Below are 15,195 nucleotides of genomic sequence, written 5' to 3' on the forward strand. Positions count from 1 at the left end.
TTTTCCCCGGTTCGGCGATGAGATGGCATCGCTGCCGGGGGAAACGGGTGACTGTGTGTTTGAATGGGAGGAGTGATACTGAATACAACCTGAAATAATCTATGAAAAATACGTTGCGCCTAAAAACCGCCGGGTGGGGCATGGCCTTGCTGTCCATCTGGCTGCTGTCGTCGTGCAATAAACAAACCGATCTCGTAACGCCAACAGCGACCGGTACAACGTCGGATAATCAAACCGTCGATAACTGGATTCTGGAAAACATGCGGGAGTATTATTATTGGAACGATAAAATTCCCGCCACCCCCGATCTGACGCTGGCTCCTTCGGATTTTTTTGAGTCGCTCCTGTACTCGTTTGACGCCACGTTGCGCCCCGACGGCGACCGGTTTTCGTGGATCGAGGAAAATGCCGATGACCTGTCGGCTTCGCTGAGCGGAGAATCCACCACCACCGGTGTGGAATTTACGCTGTACCTGCGTTCCCAGGGTTCAACCAACGTCATTGCGCAGGTGTTGTATGTGCTACCCAACTCCCCGGCGGCCGCAGCTGGTTTTAAACGGGGCGACATCATCAGTAAAGTCAACGGACAAACCCTTACCACCAGCAACTACGCTTCGCTGCTGTATTCGGGCGGTACGTCTTTTGCCTTCGGCCTGGCCGAAGTGCAGAACAGTGCCCTTGTCGATACCGACAAATCCATTTCGGTTACGGCCACCACTTTCCAGGCCAATCCGGTTTTTATGGATTCGGTGTATAACGTCGGCGGAAAAACCGTCGGCTACCTGGTTTACAATCAGTTTGTTCCGGCGCCTAATAACAGCACCGGTTCCGAATACGACGATCAGATCGACGCCATTTTCAGCAATTTCAAAGCCAAAGGCGTCAACGAACTGGTTCTTGATCTGCGCTACAATCCGGGCGGTTATACGTCTTCTTCGGCCAATCTGGCCAGCCTGATCGGCAAGAATGTGGACCAAACGAAAGTGTATTTCCGGGAAGAATGGAACACCAGCCTGACGCCCTATCTCAAGCAGCAATACGGTGATGAGTTCTTTCTGCAACGGTTTGTCAACAAATCGCAGAACATCGGCAGTAACCTCCAGCGGGTGTTCGTGCTGACGACAGAAGGAACCGCTTCGGCCAGCGAATTGATTATCAACGGCCTCCGACCTTATATGACCGTTACAACCATCGGCACTACAACCTATGGCAAAAATGTGGGGTCTATTACGATTGTCGATGATTCCGGAAAAATAAAATGGGGCATGCAACCAATCGTCTTCAAATCTTTTAATAGTCTGGGACAGTCCGATTATTCGTCCGGCTTCACGCCAAATGTGGAAGTACAGGAGCCCATTAACCTGCTGCCGCTCGGCGATGTGAACGAAGCGCTGCTGAATGAGGCTCTGTTTCAGATAGTTGGCAGCCGTACTGCCCGGCGGGCCGCGGCAGAGCCCAACCACCTGACCAGCCTCGGTTCGTCGTTCCAACGGAAAGCCGGAGGGGGTCGGATGATTAAAAACATGTTAAACGTTAAAACTTTCAAGCTATAAGCAACACGTCTAAGCAGGCCATCTCTCATGAAAACCGCTCTCACCACGTTCTGGCTTTCCGTTATTGTTTGCCCGGCATTGGGCCAGGGAATCAGCGACTACTATCGTCCATCGGTGGAGTCCATCGATGCCTACAACCCGGTCGAGCGATCGGCAAAAACGCGCCGAACCGACATGAAACAGCTGGTGGCCCGCTATGGAGAAGCGTATATCCGTGAACGTTGGTACGTGGGTGCCGACGGTTTTTTCCGAATGGACAAGAGTCAGCTCGACCAGACTTTCAACGGCTTGATCAGTACCAAAGCCACCACCCGGTCCGGCTGGAGCGCCGTGGTGGGCTGGGTCAGCAACGAACGCTGGGCAGTTGAAGGTGGTTATGCCCGCTCACCCATCCACAACACACTGGTTGTTGGCAGCGGTTCAAACGCCCTTGACCTGCGGTTCGAGAACAACAAAAACGGATTGGTGCTGCGGGGCAAAAGGCTCCTGCGGTTTGGCCGCCGGGCTCCCGGACGATCCGGTTTTTGGCTCGGTGCCGGGGTCTGGGCGGTTCCAAACAACGGCCGGCAGGTGAGCAGCTTTTTAGTAGAAGGATATAATTACAGCGGTTCGGGGGGTGGATTCGGGCGCACCAACCGCGCCCGGCTCGACACCATCCAGATTTTCGGTGAAACCCGTTTGAGTTCCGCCCTCAGCACGATGGCCGAAGCCTCGGCGGAATACACCGTCCGACTCGGTGGACGCGCCGAACTCAGTTTTTTTACCCGAAAAATCTGGGGACTTAGTAACTCAATCACCACCAACCTAATGTACAGCGTCAATCGCGGAGAGTCGCAGGCAGCCGCTCTGCAGAGCAACGGCAGCGGCTGGAGCGTAGGCATTTCCCTGCGCTATGTTTACGCCCTCCGGTATGACCTGCGCACCATGCCGGGGATTTTTAATCTGCGGGGCAATCGCGCCGGTTCGGCCAGTGAAAAACGACGAAATAATCAACTCTAAATTCATGATCAATACCAGACAACATCTTTCAGTACCCGGTTCCCCATTCCGTTGCCAGTCCGGCAACGGCTTTTCCGTTTATTCACTTTCCCCTTTTTTCTATGAAAAGTTCATTCAAGCCCTGGCCGCGCAATCCGTTCTCAACAACAATGAAATTTATTCAAAACCGCCGTTCTGCTACACTTACCTTCGTTTTTTACGCCTTGATCTGGGCCTTATGGGGGAGTGTGCTCACCAGCTGTAAAAATGAAGATACAGCTGACGTGCTGGGTGACTGGAACCGCCGATCCGATTTTGAAGGGGTGGCCCGAAATGCCGTAGCCGGTTTTGTTCTCGATAACATCGCCTACATGGGTACGGGAACCAACGCCGACAACGACCGGCTGAAAGATTTCTGGTCGTACAACCCCGCCAAAAATACCTGGACCCAACTCGCTGATTTTGGGGGAGAAGCCCGCAACACGGCGGTCGGTTTTACGGCTGGCACGAAAGGTTACATTGGTACGGGACTGAACGTCAACAGCGAACGGCTGAAAGATTTCTGGGAGTTTAACCCGGCGACCAATTCCTGGAAACGCATTGCCGACTTTGGTGGCACCGCCCGGCGGAATGCCGTAGCGTTTTCGGTAGGCACCAAAGGATACGTCGGCACCGGTTTCGACGGAAATTACCTGAAAGACTTCTGGGCGTATGACCCTTCCAAGGATTCCTGGGAAAAAATTGCCAGCTACGGCGGGGCAAAGCGGCTGGGCGCGATTTCCTTCGTTATCAACGGTCTGGCGTATGTCGGTACCGGTAACAACAATGGCTCGGCCGAAAAAGACTGGTGGGCCTACGATGCCGCCAATGACACCTGGATTGAAAAAGGAGACTTCGAAAGCGACGAACTGGTGCAGCGCAGCTACGCCGTCGGATTTGCCATCGGCACAAAAGGGTACGTAACCGTTGGGGATGGCAGCAATGCCGTCTGGGTCTATGACTCCGCCACCGATGACTGGTACGAGCAGGGCACGTTTGAGGGCACCGGCCGCCAGTATGCCTTTGGTTTCGCCATCAATGGCAAGGGATACATCACCACCGGCAGCAGCGGTTCCGGCCGTTTCGACGATTTGTGGGAATACGACCCAACGCTTGTGCAGGATACATCAACGAACTAAGTCGATGAGAACCACACAGTTTCGATCACTCACGACCTTACTGGTTGGGTTGGCGCTGATAACGGTCTACAGTCTTTTTTTTCGAAAACCGGACTATGAGCTCCAGACAAGGGCCACCGGAAACGGCTGGGGTTACCAAATCGTTCACAATGGCAAAACCGTGATTGATCAGCCAACCGTGCCGGGCCAGCCGGGCCAGCACGGTTTTCCCACGGAGATGCTGGCCCGAAAAGTCGGCGAGCGCGTCGTTTCCAAACTACGTCAGGGGCAATTTCCGCCCACGCTCAATCCGTCGGAGCTCAGCCAGTTGGGCATTACAGTGCAGTAACGAGTTTATGGTTTGCGGTTTACCATTTTCGGTATACCGTATACGTTTTTTGGTAAACCGCGACACGCCATTGGCATGCGCCAGCAACCGAAAACCGTATACTGAAAACGGTAAACCGTAAACCCATTCTACCTGATTTATTTTTCCGAGAACTATTCTATGCGAACACTATTGCGCTTTTTTGCGCTACCGATCCTGGCCGGGGTCCTGTTTTCGGCCTGTATGTCGGGAGACCTGGACGTCGGTCAGGGGGTGGTTAAACCCGACGAAATGCTGCTTCAATACATCGATACGGTGAGCGTCAATCTGTCAACCATCATGGTGCCGGATTCGTTTGTAACCTCTTCCGACAGCAGCATTCTGGTCGGTCGCTGGTCCGATTCGCAAACCGGGCTGATGTCGGCCCGCGGTTTTGCCTCTTTATCGTACGTCACCAACGATTTGCCCGACCAAAAAGGCATTCGATTCGATTCACTCGTTCTGGAGGTCGTTCACGCTTATTCGGTCGGCGACACCCTCCGTCCGTTTACCCTCCAGGTGCATCAACTCCGGCAACCCATCGAACCCGGGGCGGTTCATTACAATACGCAATCGGTGGCCTACAATCCCACACCATTGCTTCAAACCACCCTTGTTCCCCAGTTCAAAGAGGAAATCCGGCAGGTTCGGATCCGGATTCCGGAAGCACTGGCGAAGTCGTTTTACGACAAGTTGATCAGCAAAGAAATCAACAGCCTCGAAACCATGGGGGATTTCTGGAAGGGAATGGCTTTTCTGAGTTCGTCGACCAACAATGTTTTTCTCGGGTTGAACCTGACGTCGTCGCTGTCCGGAATCCGGCTTTATTACCGCAGCAATGACATCAACCAAACGAATCACAACCTGCTTTTTCCGTTTGTGGCTTCGCAATTTACGCAGTTAACCAACAACCGGACCGGCACCCCATTGCAGTCGCTGCAACGGGCGTCGGATGCGGTTTCCAGTCGATTGACGCAAAACACCTCGTTTGTGGTTCCGGGCGCTTTCCTCAGTACGCGGATTGAAATACCGTCGTTGACCGAATTCATCAAACCGGAGAAGTTCATTGGGTTGAATCTGGCCGAACTGATCATCGAACCCGTTCGAAAGGATGTGCGCGACAATGCTGCCCCCCCATCCAGTCTCGGTCTCTATTTTACCAACAACCAGAATGAAACCACGGATGCGGTTCCGGGCACCAGTACCGGCGCGACCTCGGCCGTGGCCACCTACGCGTTTTTACCCAACGCCATTGAACTGGAAGATGCGTACGTATTCAACATCACGCATTACGTCAATCAGGTCATGAAAGGTCAGGCGGTCAACCGACCGATGCTGCTGCGGGTTCCGATTGGGCAAGCCACGATGAAGACCATGTTGCAACGGGCAACGCTCGGCAACCGGCAAAATACGACCGATCGCATCCGGCTGAAATTGTACGTCACGTCGGACACCTGAGCGCGTGTGTGAAAACCGCTAGATCAAGTCCCATTTACGCCGGTATTCCCGCGAGAGATAGGCGTTGGCTTCCCGGTCGTGGACAAATTTTTCCTTTCGGGCATTCCATTCCAGCTTTTTACCCAGCCGGTAGGAAATGAGTCCCAGGTGCATCGGCATCGTCATTTGCCGGGCGTATTCGAGATTGGATTCGGGCTGCGAGCGGGATTTGACGGCGTCGACAAAGTTCTGCTGGTGGCCGGGGGAACGTTGAATGGTTTGTGGAATCTCGGCAATATCCGTCATGATCACCCCGTTGATGGTGATTTCCCGGGAGCCATAATCGCACAGCAACGTTCCCTTATCGCCTTCGAAATAGGCTCCAATGCCCTTTTTAGCGGCCCCCGGCACGTTGGGCGGCTCGGAAGTCCAATGGAGTTTCAGGTTTTCGAATTCGTAATCAATAGTAATCGACTTGGGCGCGTCGGCAATTCCGTCCGGTGCTTCCCCGGTCGCGCTGACGCTTTTCAGGTTTTTCGGCTGAATCGACCACCAGACCACGTCGGCAATGTGGCACCAGAAATCCTGAAAAAACCCGCCCGAATAATCCAGAAAATACCGGTACGTAAAATGGCACCGCTGGGGCGTATACAGCGACTGCGGGGCCGGCCCGAGCCACATATCCCAGTTCAGCGTCGAAGGTGGCGTCTGGTAATTAGCCGGACCCAGATCGGGTGGCAAACCGGTTTTCCACAAACGAACCGTATGCACCTTGCCGATGGCTCCGCCCCGAATCAGCTCGACTACGCGGTGGTAGTTATCACCGGCGTGAATCTGGGTTCCGAGCTGAAAAACCCGCTTGTGCCGATTCAGGTTCTTCAACATTTTCTGCCCCTCACGCACGTCGAACGAGAGCGGTTTTTCGCCATACACGTCCTTATCGGCCTGGAAAGCCAGAATGGCGATCTGGGCATGCCAGTGGTCGGGCGTGGCCACAGTAATGGCGTCGATGTCTTTCCGGTCCAGAATGTGGCGAAAATCCCCGTAGCCCTGCGCCTTTGTTCCGGGATTCAGTTCCGACAAGCGTTTCAGGCTGCCGTTCAGGTGGTCCTGATCCAGGTCGCACAGCGCCACAATTTCAACTTCGGGCAGTTTGGCAAACCAGCCCATGTGGTTGTTGCCCATTCCGCCCAGACCAATGTGGGCGATGCGCAGGCGGTCGCTGGGGGCCACTTTCCGAAGGGTTGGAAATAAAGCGAATCCGAGGGCTCCCGCGCTGCTCTGCTTCAGGAACTCCCGGCGGTTAAGAGGATGATTCATACGGTTATCAGGGTCGGAAATTGAATTTTCAAGGTACAAATTTTTTCAAGTCTTCACGAAAAATTAACAGCCACCATGCGGAAGAGTTTGCTGGCTTTTTGCTATTTTACCTTTCCATCTATCCCCCACCCAAGCTTTATTCTACCTGGCATGAACCAATCCTTACGTCATTTTTGTCGGATTCTTTTGCTGATGCTGAGCGGTTTTTCGCTCGCGAATGCGCAGCAAACCCAAAACGTCATTCTGGTCACGCTCGACGGCGTCCGCTGGCAGGAAGTCTTCACCGGAGCGGATTCGACGCTGTTATTCGATCCGGTTTATTCGCCGGACACCTCGGCGGCCCGCAAAAACTTCTGGGCTTCGACGCAGCAGCAACGACGCCAGTTGGTTTTCCCTTTTCTCTGGAACACGGTTTCCAGGCAGGGCCAGCTTTATGGCAACCGACTGAAAAACAACCGGGTCAATAATTCGAATCCGTTCTGGTTCAGTTATCCGGGCTACAACGAAATTCTGTCCGGTTACGCCGACGATCGCATCAAATCGAACGATAAAATCGATAACCCCAATACCACCGTTCTCGAATTCTTACACAACCAACCCGACTACAAAGGCAGAATTGCGGCTTTTTCGTCCTGGGATGTGATTGAAGCGGCCGTGAATGAGAAGAAAACCGGTATTTACGCCAACTCCGGCAACGAGCCGATTCCATCACCAAAAACCGCTGCGGATTCGCTGCTCAACAGCATGATGTCCACCATTCCTCCGCAAGTCTGGGATAAAACGGTCCGCAGTGATTTCCTGACCTATTACATGGCGAAGAATTACCTACTCCAAAACCGCCCGAAAGTGCTGTTCATGCAATTCGATGAAACCGACGGGCTGGCCCACGCCGGTCGCTACGCCGACGATCTGCGGATGGTCCATGCCGTGGATGCGTTCCTGGCCGACCTCTGGAAAACCGTGCAGCAAATTCCGCAATACGCCGGAAAAACGACGCTGATTGTCACTACCGACCACGGGCGGGGTCATACGCCCAAAGCAACCTGGAAAGGCCACGGCACGAAAACGCCGGATTCGTACCAGATGTGGTTTGCCGTGATCGGTCCCGACACCCCGCCCACGGGCGAACAGTCCGGCGGCCCGGTACTGTATCAGAACCAGTTGGCGGCTACCGTAGCCCGGTTACTGGGGCAGGATTTCAAGTGTGAACACCCGGTTGGGCCGCCGGTTTTGACGGTATTGAAACCGTAGAAAATGAAAAAGGATCTCTGAGCTTTTCAGAGATCCTTTTTCATTTTGGTTCTTAGTATAACTCAGCCCTTCATCAACCGTCGTATCACCAGTGTGCCAGCCACCAGCCCCAAAACGATACCAACGGCATCAGCGGCCAGGTCCAGCCATTCGAAATCCCGGTTGATGGGCATTACCAACTGGTAAATCTCGATCAGAAAACCGTAGATGACGCCAATTACGAACAGGCGCGCCGGAAACCGGTAAATCGTTACCCAAAGCAAAGCCCACAGGCCAAAAATACTGATGTGCATCAGCTTATCATTCACCGTTAGCCCCGGCGAGGGGTAATCGCTCGGCCAGGCACAGCCGATAAAAATAATGATTGTCCAGGCAATGGCGGCCCATTTGATCAGAACTTCCAGTCGCATATCAGCGGGTGAGGGCGGTCATTCGCCACTCGGTCAGAAATAAAAAAACCATTATTACACTGATTAAATAAAGCACATTCCGGGAGTCGATCAAGCCCCGGCCCAGCGCCTGGTATTGCTCATCGAGCGCAAGCCACGTCAGCGGGTAGGCCAGCGAACCCCAAAACTCCAGACCAGCTACCGAACTGATGCCAACGTACAGCAGAAAACACAGAAATACGCCCAAAACGAACGCAACTACCTGATTTTCATTGATGGATGAGGCAAACAGGCCCACCGCCACAAACACGCCCCCCAGCAACAGCAACCCCACGTACGATCCGAAAACCGATGCCGAATCCAGGTTGCCGGGCGGGTTACCGAGTTGGTAAACCGAATAATAATATACCAGCGTTGGCAGCAATAACAGTACCACTAATAGCCAGTTGGCCAGAAATTTAGCGAGCACCAGTTGCCAGCGGGTCAGCGGTTTGGTAAGCAGCCATTCGATGGTTCCGGCCCGCACTTCCTCGGCAATAGAGCGCATGGTAATGGCCGGAATCAGAAACAGCATGACGTAGGGTGTCAGGTTGAAAAAAACGCCCAGATCAGCATATCCATAGTCCAGCAAACTCGTATCGGGAAAGACCCACAGCATCAGCCCCACCGCCGTCAGAAACACGATCATGATGACGTAAGCAACTGGAGAGCTGAAAAAACCGTTGATTTCTTTCCGAAAAACTGGAAGCATGTTCAGGAGACTAAAAGAGAATAGACAAGAGATAAAAGATAAAATAACTCATTCAGTAATCAATTTATTGCATGTCTCACTTCTCTTGTCAAACATCTCACCTCTCACTATTAATTCTGAAAATCGGAGAAGGGAGGGCGATTCCGGCGGAGAAAGGCGGCTACAACGAGGGAAATCAGGACCCCGAAAATGGCCGCAAACAAAATACCGATTCCAAACTGCAACCCGGGGCTTTGCACTTTCTCGGTAATCTCCATCGCTTTTTCGATGTCGCTATCCGCCATGCCCCGGTTTTCGAGTTGCTCGCGGGCATTGTCCAGCATTTGCTGGCGGATGGTGGTATCGATAAAATTCGTATAGATCAGGTTATAGGTAATCGAGATCAGGCCGGAAACGACCGATAGCAAGGTTCCCAAACCAACTCCTTCGCCGAAACTCATAAAACCGCCATTCAACGTGCGGTATTCGCGCATGGCCATGATAATGACCACAATGGAGATGATCAGGCTTACCCATTGGACGGATTGATTGGTGTACAGAGCCGCCACGTTGATGATGGTGGTCCAGATCATAAAAACAACCCCGGAAATGAGACCCCATTTCAGGGCAAGGCGGGCGGTAGACGGTTTTTCTTCCATGTCAATACACGTTTAGTTAATTACGATTTAGGGGATTTTGAAGGGTTGGGTGCGTCGGGCGCCGGATTATACAGGCTGTAATCCTGCTTCCGAAAAAGTAACGAAATAACCAATACGGGCAAAATGGCCAGTACGGTTTTCTTGCTGATTTCGTCGCCTACCAGCGTTTCCAGCGTAATCCGGTCAACGCCTTTGAGCACACTCAGGTACTCCTTCTGCCCCAGCGTTTCAACCAGCCGCCCTTTCGTTGAGACGATTAACTGCCGCATTTCGTCAAGGTATTGCGTAAAAACGGCAGGATCAACGTATTTCAGGAACAAATAAATCAGCCAGGCCGTCAGCAACGCGCCCACCGTATTGACCACGTAACAGATGGTGAGAGCTTCCCAGAGGTGCAGAAAACCGTGCCCAATGTTCTTCCGGTAATACCAGACAGCCGCTACCATCATGATGATCTGAAATCCGAAATCCAGTACTTTTTTATTCCCTAACGGCATGATATTCAGGGAAGACAGCACCAGAAAATACACAAAACACAATACACCCGCCAGCAGCCCGAAAAAAACGGGGAGCTTTAGCAAGGGATGGTTAAAAAATGCAAAAAGTTGTTTCACCGGGTTTTATAAATGGTCAACAAAACCTTTGTTTATAATTCCTAACGCCTTGCCTCGCAACGTCTTGCCAAAAAAAGGCGAGTTTTTTGACCGCGAAGCCGTGCGTTCATACGTCCATTCCACCTCCGGATCGAACAACGTCAGCGTCGCCGGTTGGTTTTCACCGATGGTCAGCGCGGGCAGCCGCAGAATTTCACGCGGCCGATTCGTCCATTTATCGATCAAATCCTCCAGTGGCAGTTCCGGAAAATGCGTTCGGACCAGCGCAAAAGCGGTTTCCAGCCCAATGATGCCAAATTCAGCGTGATCGAACTCGATGTTTTTGCTCTCGTCGTCCTGCGGATTGTGGTCCGAAACGATGGCGTCGATGGTTCCGTCGGCCAATCCCTGCTTCAGGGCTTCAACGTCCGCGGGCAGCCGGAATGGTGGATTTACCTTCAAATTGGTATCGAAACCCATCAGGGCCGAGTCGGTAAACGCCAGTTGGTGAGCCGCAATGTCGCAGCTTACCGGCAACCCCTGCGCCTTCGCCTGCCGAATCAGTTCCACGGAACGTGCCGTCGAAATGGTCGAAAAGTGTAAAACCGTCCCCACAGACCGCCCGGTGGCCCCGGGATACGTGTATTCCAGAAGCCGCAGATCGCGCTCGATCATCATTTCTTCGGCCATCGCGGGCATTCCTTTCAGGCCCAAAAGGGTGCTGGAAAGTCCCTCGTTCATTTGCCCGAAATGCGTCAGGTTCTGCTCTTCCGGTCGGTTCATCAGCAACCCGTTGAACGGCCGCAGGTATTGCAAAGTTTTCAGTAGCAGGTCGGGATGCGTCAACGGCAGTTCACCATCCGAGAAGGCCACTGCTCCGGCATGGTGCAAATCGATCATGTCCGTAAAATCCTGACCTTCCGTCCGTTTGGTAATGGCCGCGATGGGGTGCACGTTGACCGCATGGCCCTGCGCGGCCTGTCGGATGTAGCCCAGCGTATCTTTTGAATCGAGCGCCGGTTTGGTGTTGGGCAAAACCGCAATGTCGGTAAAACCGCCCAGCATGGCCGCCCGGCAAACCGTGCTCAGGTCTTCTTTCTGCTCATAACCGGGGTCTTTCGCCGAAACCCGCATATCGACCCAACCCGGCGAAATACACAGCCCGTCCCGTTCGATAAGCTGAATCGGGCCGTCGGATTCCTCAACGGTGAGCGACTCGCCGATCTGGCGGATGAGACCATTTTCAATTAACACGTCACGAACATGTCCATTCAAGGGCGACTGGGCGTCTACGATTCGGGCGGCACGGATAAGTACTTTCATGGAAAATGCAAAAAAAAAGCCCCGGGTGGAGCTTCCTGATTAAATCGGTGGCTTAAGCACCCACCAAATCTTTATAGGCTTCGACCGACAACAGGTCATCGGTTTCGGCACCATCGGTCAATTTCAAACGGATAATCCAACCCCGGCCATAGGGGTCATCGTTGACCAGTTCGGGCGATTTTTCAACTTCCGGATTAATTTCAAGTACGTCGCCGGCAATCGGCAAAAAGAGATCCGAGACAGTTTTAACGGCTTCGATCGATCCAAATACCTCGCCTTTCGCCAAACTCTGACCCACGCTCGTAATGTCCACAAAGACGATGTCACCTAATTCACTCTGGGCAAAATCCGTAATTCCAACAACGGCAGTGTCACCCTCGATGCGAATCCACTCGTGATCCTGCGTATACTTTAATTCTCCGGGAAAATTCATACGTAACGTTTCGTTTAGCGCTGCAATTTACACAGGTAAACCGGTTTTACAAACCCCCGAACCGGCGTTGTTAGTACTCATTTGAGAGCAAAGGCCACGTACCGGTCGCCGGAGCGGGTTTTCAGTTTTCCACCACCGCAGGCAATCACGACATATTGTTTGCCGCGCACCGAATACGTTGCGGGAGTTGCGTAGCCAGCCGCCGGTAGCTGCGTTTCCCAGAGCAGTTTGCCGGTTTGTCGGTCGAAGACCCGGAATTTCTCGTCGGGGGTTGCGGCAATAAAAAGCAAGCCGCTGGCCGTTACAACGGGGCCGCCGTAGTTATCGGTTCCGGTCGGTGGCAGTCCCTGTTGGGTCAGCGCCGGAAATTCACCCAGCGGAATTTGCCAGCGGTGATCGCCGGTGTTCAGGTCGATGGCCGTCAGCGTTCCCCAGGGCGGGCGGCTGACCGGAAACCCGTTTCGGTCGTACCAACGGTTATAACCCGTGTGCGTGTACGGCACCCAGGTGAGTGTTTTCGTGGTCGCTACGGCCTCCTGACCGGTTTTTGCCCCGGAAATAAAATCGACAATGGCCGTGCGTTCGGCCGCCGACAAATGCGAAAAAGCGGGCATCATGCCCCGCCCTTTCTGCAACAGCTGATGAATCGCTTCCGGTTTCATCCGATCGGCAATCCCCAGCAACGACGGATAGGCTCCGCTGTGATCACCCCGGCGGTCGGCGCCGTGGCAGGCCCCGCAATTCGTTGCGTACAATTTCTCCGCACTGCTCACCGCCGTTGGTTTCGGGGCGTCCACCAGTGATGAATAAACCGGTATTTCCTTGGCCGGAATATAGATAATGCCATTCGGGTCAACGGCGGCTCCCCCCCATTGCGCTCCGCCATCGGTTCCCGGAAAAAAGATCGTTCGCTGTCGGCCCAGCGGATTATACGGCGTTCCGGTTCGGCTGGCCCGCAGTTGACCTACAATCTCGTCCCGGTCGGCTACGGTTTCGTTGATGTCTTTTTCGGTAAAAATCTGCCGGGTAAACGGCGCTGGTTTCAGGGGTATTGGCTGGGTTAGACTCGCCTTTTCGCCGGGAATATCGGAAGCGGGAAACGGTTTTTCCTCGATCGGAAACAGCGGTTTTCCGGTTACCCGATCAAACACAAAAACCTGTCCCTGTTTGGTGATTTGGGCCACCGCATCAATTTTTCGGGGCCGACCGTCGGGGCCCGTATGAGTCACCGTCAGCAGATTCGGCGGAGCGGGCGGATCACGGTCCCAGATGTCGTGGTGGACGAGCTGGTAATGCCAGATCCGTTGCCCGGTTCGGGCGTTAAGCGCCAGCAAACAATTGGCAAACAGATTGTTGCCCAGGCGATTTCCGCCGTAAAAGTCGAATGCAGCCGAACCGGTGGGCGCATACACGATCCCGCGTTTCCGGTCGATCGCCATGCCCATCCAGTTGTTGGCACCGCCCACGTTCCGGTAGCCATCTTTGGGCCAGGTGTTGTAGCCAAATTCGCCCGGTTCCGGAATCGTTCGGAACGTCCAGACCAATTGCCCCGTTCGAACGTCGTAGGCCCGAATATCGCCTTTCAGCGCCGTCGGCCCTTCCGATACCCGGGTCCCGACGATGATGCGGTTTTCAAAAATGATGCCCGGTGTATTGGAAATCACGTAATCGTCGGCGCCGGTTCGGGTCAGGCCATCGCGCAGGCTGATTTTTCCCGCCCGCCCAAAGGTCGGTACCGGTTTTCCGGTCGCGGCATCGAGCGCATACAGCCAGTGTCCGAAGGAGAAGAAAATACGTTTATCCGCCCCATTGGCCCAGTAGGTAACGCCCCGGCTGTTCATTTTAAAGGTTTCGTCGTTCAGGGCGGTTTTCCAGCGTTCCTGTCCGGTGGCCGCATCCAGGGCAAACGCCTGCGAACCCGCCGAAACGCCGTACAAAATACCGTCGATCACGATCGGGTTACACTGCATCTGCGTCTGATTGCGTACCGAATCGGCACCTCCGGAAGCGTATTCCCAGGCCTTCGTCAGTTGGCTGACGTTTTCGGGCGTGATCTGATGGAGCGACGAGTAATGATTTTTTTCGGCATTGCCGTTGTATTCGCGCCAGTCGGTATCGGGTGAATCCGGGAAAGGGACTGGTACAAAGGCAACAATCAATGCGATTAATAAACTGGCGGGCCACCAGGCAGCAAAGTTCCGGAGCATCTGACTTGGATTCAAACCGTTCTATCTGATCTTTTGAAAGGCTTTTACCCCGCTTTATTACTCCTTCGCCGGAAGGATCGTGACCGAAAAATTGAAGTTGATACCACTTTGTTACCGTTTACAAAAAAAGCACCCTTCATATACCGCATCAATTGCCATCTTTTTCTATCTTTCAATCCGCTATCTTTCCCTACGACGGAGCGGATTGATTGCCATCCCATTCAGTATCAATCCCAAAACCGCTACTTACTTTTTCTACATGAAACAATATTACTACCTGGAGGGCAACCAACAGCTGGGCCCGTTTACGCTGGAAGAATTACGGTCAAAACCGATCAAGCCCGACACCAAAGTCTGGACGCAGGGATTGCCCGACTGGGTGGCTGCCAGCACGGTTCCCGAAATCAACGAATGGCTTTCCGGCGCTCCGGTGCCACCGTATAATCCGTCGCTGCCCCCCGTCCAGGGCCAGCCCGCCAGCCGACCGTTTCAGGAGTCGTATACGCCCAATCAACCATTGGTCGGCGGTTCCCAGCGGCCTAAAACCTGGCTGGTCGAATCGATCCTGGTGACGCTTTTCTGTTGTTTGCCCTTTGGAATTGCCGGTATTGTCAATGCCTCCAACGTCGACTCCCGTTACGGCAACGGCGATTTTGCCGGTGCGCAGCGGGCTTCCGACGAAGCCGCCAAATGGACCAAAGTTGGTTTTTTTGTCTCGATCGGTTTCTGGGTCTTATACATCATCGCGATTGTTGTCGGCGTTTTCAGTGGGTTTACCAATTCCTATTTCTAAAAAAC

At 53.5% G+C, this 15,195-nt stretch carries 15 protein-coding genes; 7 read left to right on the forward strand and 8 right to left on the reverse strand.

All coding sequences use genetic code 11. From position 1 onward, the window contains the following. The first annotated feature begins 101 nt into the window (after positions 1–101). The 5 genes from EHT25_RS23770 to EHT25_RS23790 all read left to right on the forward strand — a co-directional run bounded on the left by EHT25_RS23770 (position 102) and on the right by EHT25_RS23790 (position 5,513). Complete coding sequence (locus EHT25_RS23770; protein ID WP_124877653.1) at positions 102–1,553, forward strand: S41 family peptidase; 1,452 nt, start codon at positions 102–104, stop codon at positions 1,551–1,553. 27 nt (positions 1,554–1,580) lie between these two features. After that, positions 1,581–2,552, forward strand: coding sequence for a hypothetical protein (locus EHT25_RS23775; protein ID WP_124877654.1), 972 nt, complete (start codon positions 1,581–1,583; stop codon positions 2,550–2,552). A gap of 149 nt (positions 2,553–2,701) precedes the next feature. Next, positions 2,702–3,709: a Kelch repeat-containing protein gene (locus tag EHT25_RS23780; RefSeq protein ID WP_124877655.1), complete on the forward strand. Its 1,008-nt coding sequence runs from the start codon at positions 2,702–2,704 to the stop codon at positions 3,707–3,709. 4 nt (positions 3,710–3,713) lie between these two features. Next, positions 3,714–4,037 carry a DUF4907 domain-containing protein gene (locus EHT25_RS23785; RefSeq protein WP_185731465.1) on the forward strand — a complete coding sequence of 108 codons (324 nt, stop codon included), beginning with the start codon at positions 3,714–3,716 and terminating at the stop codon, positions 4,035–4,037. 159 nt (positions 4,038–4,196) lie between these two features. Further along, positions 4,197–5,513 (forward strand): DUF4270 family protein, encoded by a 1,317-nt coding sequence (locus EHT25_RS23790; protein WP_124877657.1) that lies wholly within the window; start codon positions 4,197–4,199, stop codon positions 5,511–5,513. Between the two features lie 18 nt (positions 5,514–5,531). Here the strand turns inward: EHT25_RS23790 and EHT25_RS23795 are convergent, their stop codons facing one another. After that, positions 5,532–6,812, reverse strand: coding sequence for a Gfo/Idh/MocA family protein (locus EHT25_RS23795; RefSeq protein WP_124877658.1), 1,281 nt, complete (start codon positions 6,810–6,812; stop codon positions 5,532–5,534). A gap of 150 nt (positions 6,813–6,962) precedes the next feature. On the opposite strand from EHT25_RS23795, the gene EHT25_RS23800 reads away from it, so the two are divergent. Next, complete coding sequence (locus tag EHT25_RS23800; RefSeq protein ID WP_229311775.1) at positions 6,963–8,063, forward strand: alkaline phosphatase family protein; 1,101 nt, start codon at positions 6,963–6,965, stop codon at positions 8,061–8,063. Between the two features lie 62 nt (positions 8,064–8,125). On the opposite strand, the gene EHT25_RS23805 is transcribed toward EHT25_RS23800, so the two are convergent. The 7 genes from EHT25_RS23805 to EHT25_RS23835 form a co-directional block, all read right to left on the reverse strand. Further along, complete coding sequence (locus tag EHT25_RS23805) at positions 8,126–8,473, reverse strand: VanZ family protein (RefSeq protein WP_124877659.1); 348 nt, start codon at positions 8,471–8,473, stop codon at positions 8,126–8,128. A gap of 1 nt (position 8,474) precedes the next feature. Next, positions 8,475–9,203: a gliding motility-associated ABC transporter permease subunit GldF gene (gene gldF, locus EHT25_RS23810; RefSeq protein ID WP_124877660.1), complete on the reverse strand. Its 729-nt coding sequence runs from the start codon at positions 9,201–9,203 to the stop codon at positions 8,475–8,477. A 110-nt stretch (positions 9,204–9,313) separates the two neighbouring features. Continuing rightward, complete coding sequence (locus tag EHT25_RS23815) at positions 9,314–9,841, reverse strand: DUF4199 domain-containing protein (protein WP_124877661.1); 528 nt, start codon at positions 9,839–9,841, stop codon at positions 9,314–9,316. A 20-nt stretch (positions 9,842–9,861) separates the two neighbouring features. Beyond that, entirely contained in the window at positions 9,862–10,422 is a 561-nt protein-coding gene (locus EHT25_RS23820; RefSeq protein ID WP_229311777.1) for a DUF4199 domain-containing protein, read from the reverse strand. Between the two features lie 39 nt (positions 10,423–10,461). Then, positions 10,462–11,757, reverse strand: a complete 1,296-nt coding sequence (locus EHT25_RS23825; protein WP_124877663.1) for a dihydroorotase — start codon at positions 11,755–11,757, stop codon at positions 10,462–10,464. A 52-nt stretch (positions 11,758–11,809) separates the two neighbouring features. Continuing rightward, the gene (gene gcvH, locus EHT25_RS23830; RefSeq protein ID WP_124877664.1) at positions 11,810–12,190 is read right to left on the reverse strand and encodes a glycine cleavage system protein GcvH; all 381 of its coding nucleotides are present in this window, start codon (positions 12,188–12,190) and stop codon (positions 11,810–11,812) included. 77 nt (positions 12,191–12,267) lie between these two features. After that, on the reverse strand, positions 12,268–14,397 hold the full coding sequence (locus EHT25_RS23835; RefSeq protein ID WP_124877665.1) for an outer membrane protein assembly factor BamB family protein: 2,130 nt from the start codon (positions 14,395–14,397) through the stop codon (positions 12,268–12,270). A gap of 259 nt (positions 14,398–14,656) precedes the next feature. Here EHT25_RS23835 and EHT25_RS23840 point away from each other — a divergent pair, with 259 nt between their 5' ends. Beyond that, positions 14,657–15,190: a CD225/dispanin family protein gene (locus EHT25_RS23840; RefSeq protein WP_124877666.1), complete on the forward strand. Its 534-nt coding sequence runs from the start codon at positions 14,657–14,659 to the stop codon at positions 15,188–15,190. Positions 15,191–15,195: the final 5 nt, after the last annotated feature.

It is taken from the genome of Larkinella rosea (assembly GCF_003858635.1).
Taxonomy (GTDB): Bacteria; Bacteroidota; Bacteroidia; order Cytophagales; family Spirosomataceae; genus Larkinella; species Larkinella rosea.

Excerpts from the sequence above, each read along its gene's own strand:
- EHT25_RS23795 (WP_124877658.1), bottom strand. The coding sequence starts at position 6,812 with ATGAATCATCCTCTTAACCGCCGGGAGTTCCTGAAGCAGAGCAGCGCG.
- EHT25_RS23815 (WP_124877661.1), bottom strand. The coding sequence starts at position 9,841 with ATGGAAGAAAAACCGTCTACCGCCCGCCTTGCCCTGAAATGGGGTCTC.
- EHT25_RS23805 (WP_124877659.1), bottom strand. The coding sequence starts at position 8,473 with ATGCGACTGGAAGTTCTGATCAAATGGGCCGCCATTGCCTGGACAATC.
- EHT25_RS23790 (WP_124877657.1), top strand. The coding sequence starts at position 4,197 with ATGCGAACACTATTGCGCTTTTTTGCGCTACCGATCCTGGCCGGGGTC.
- EHT25_RS23835 (WP_124877665.1), bottom strand. The coding sequence starts at position 14,397 with ATGCTCCGGAACTTTGCTGCCTGGTGGCCCGCCAGTTTATTAATCGCA.
- gcvH (WP_124877664.1), bottom strand. The coding sequence starts at position 12,190 with ATGAATTTTCCCGGAGAATTAAAGTATACGCAGGATCACGAGTGGATT.
- EHT25_RS23840 (WP_124877666.1), top strand. The coding sequence starts at position 14,657 with ATGAAACAATATTACTACCTGGAGGGCAACCAACAGCTGGGCCCGTTT.
- EHT25_RS23800 (WP_229311775.1), top strand. The coding sequence starts at position 6,963 with ATGAACCAATCCTTACGTCATTTTTGTCGGATTCTTTTGCTGATGCTG.
- EHT25_RS23785 (WP_185731465.1), top strand. The coding sequence starts at position 3,714 with ATGAGAACCACACAGTTTCGATCACTCACGACCTTACTGGTTGGGTTG.
- EHT25_RS23770 (WP_124877653.1), top strand. The coding sequence starts at position 102 with ATGAAAAATACGTTGCGCCTAAAAACCGCCGGGTGGGGCATGGCCTTG.
- EHT25_RS23825 (WP_124877663.1), bottom strand. The coding sequence starts at position 11,757 with ATGAAAGTACTTATCCGTGCCGCCCGAATCGTAGACGCCCAGTCGCCC.
- gldF (WP_124877660.1), bottom strand. The coding sequence starts at position 9,203 with ATGCTTCCAGTTTTTCGGAAAGAAATCAACGGTTTTTTCAGCTCTCCA.
- EHT25_RS23780 (WP_124877655.1), top strand. The coding sequence starts at position 2,702 with ATGAAATTTATTCAAAACCGCCGTTCTGCTACACTTACCTTCGTTTTT.
- EHT25_RS23775 (WP_124877654.1), top strand. The coding sequence starts at position 1,581 with ATGAAAACCGCTCTCACCACGTTCTGGCTTTCCGTTATTGTTTGCCCG.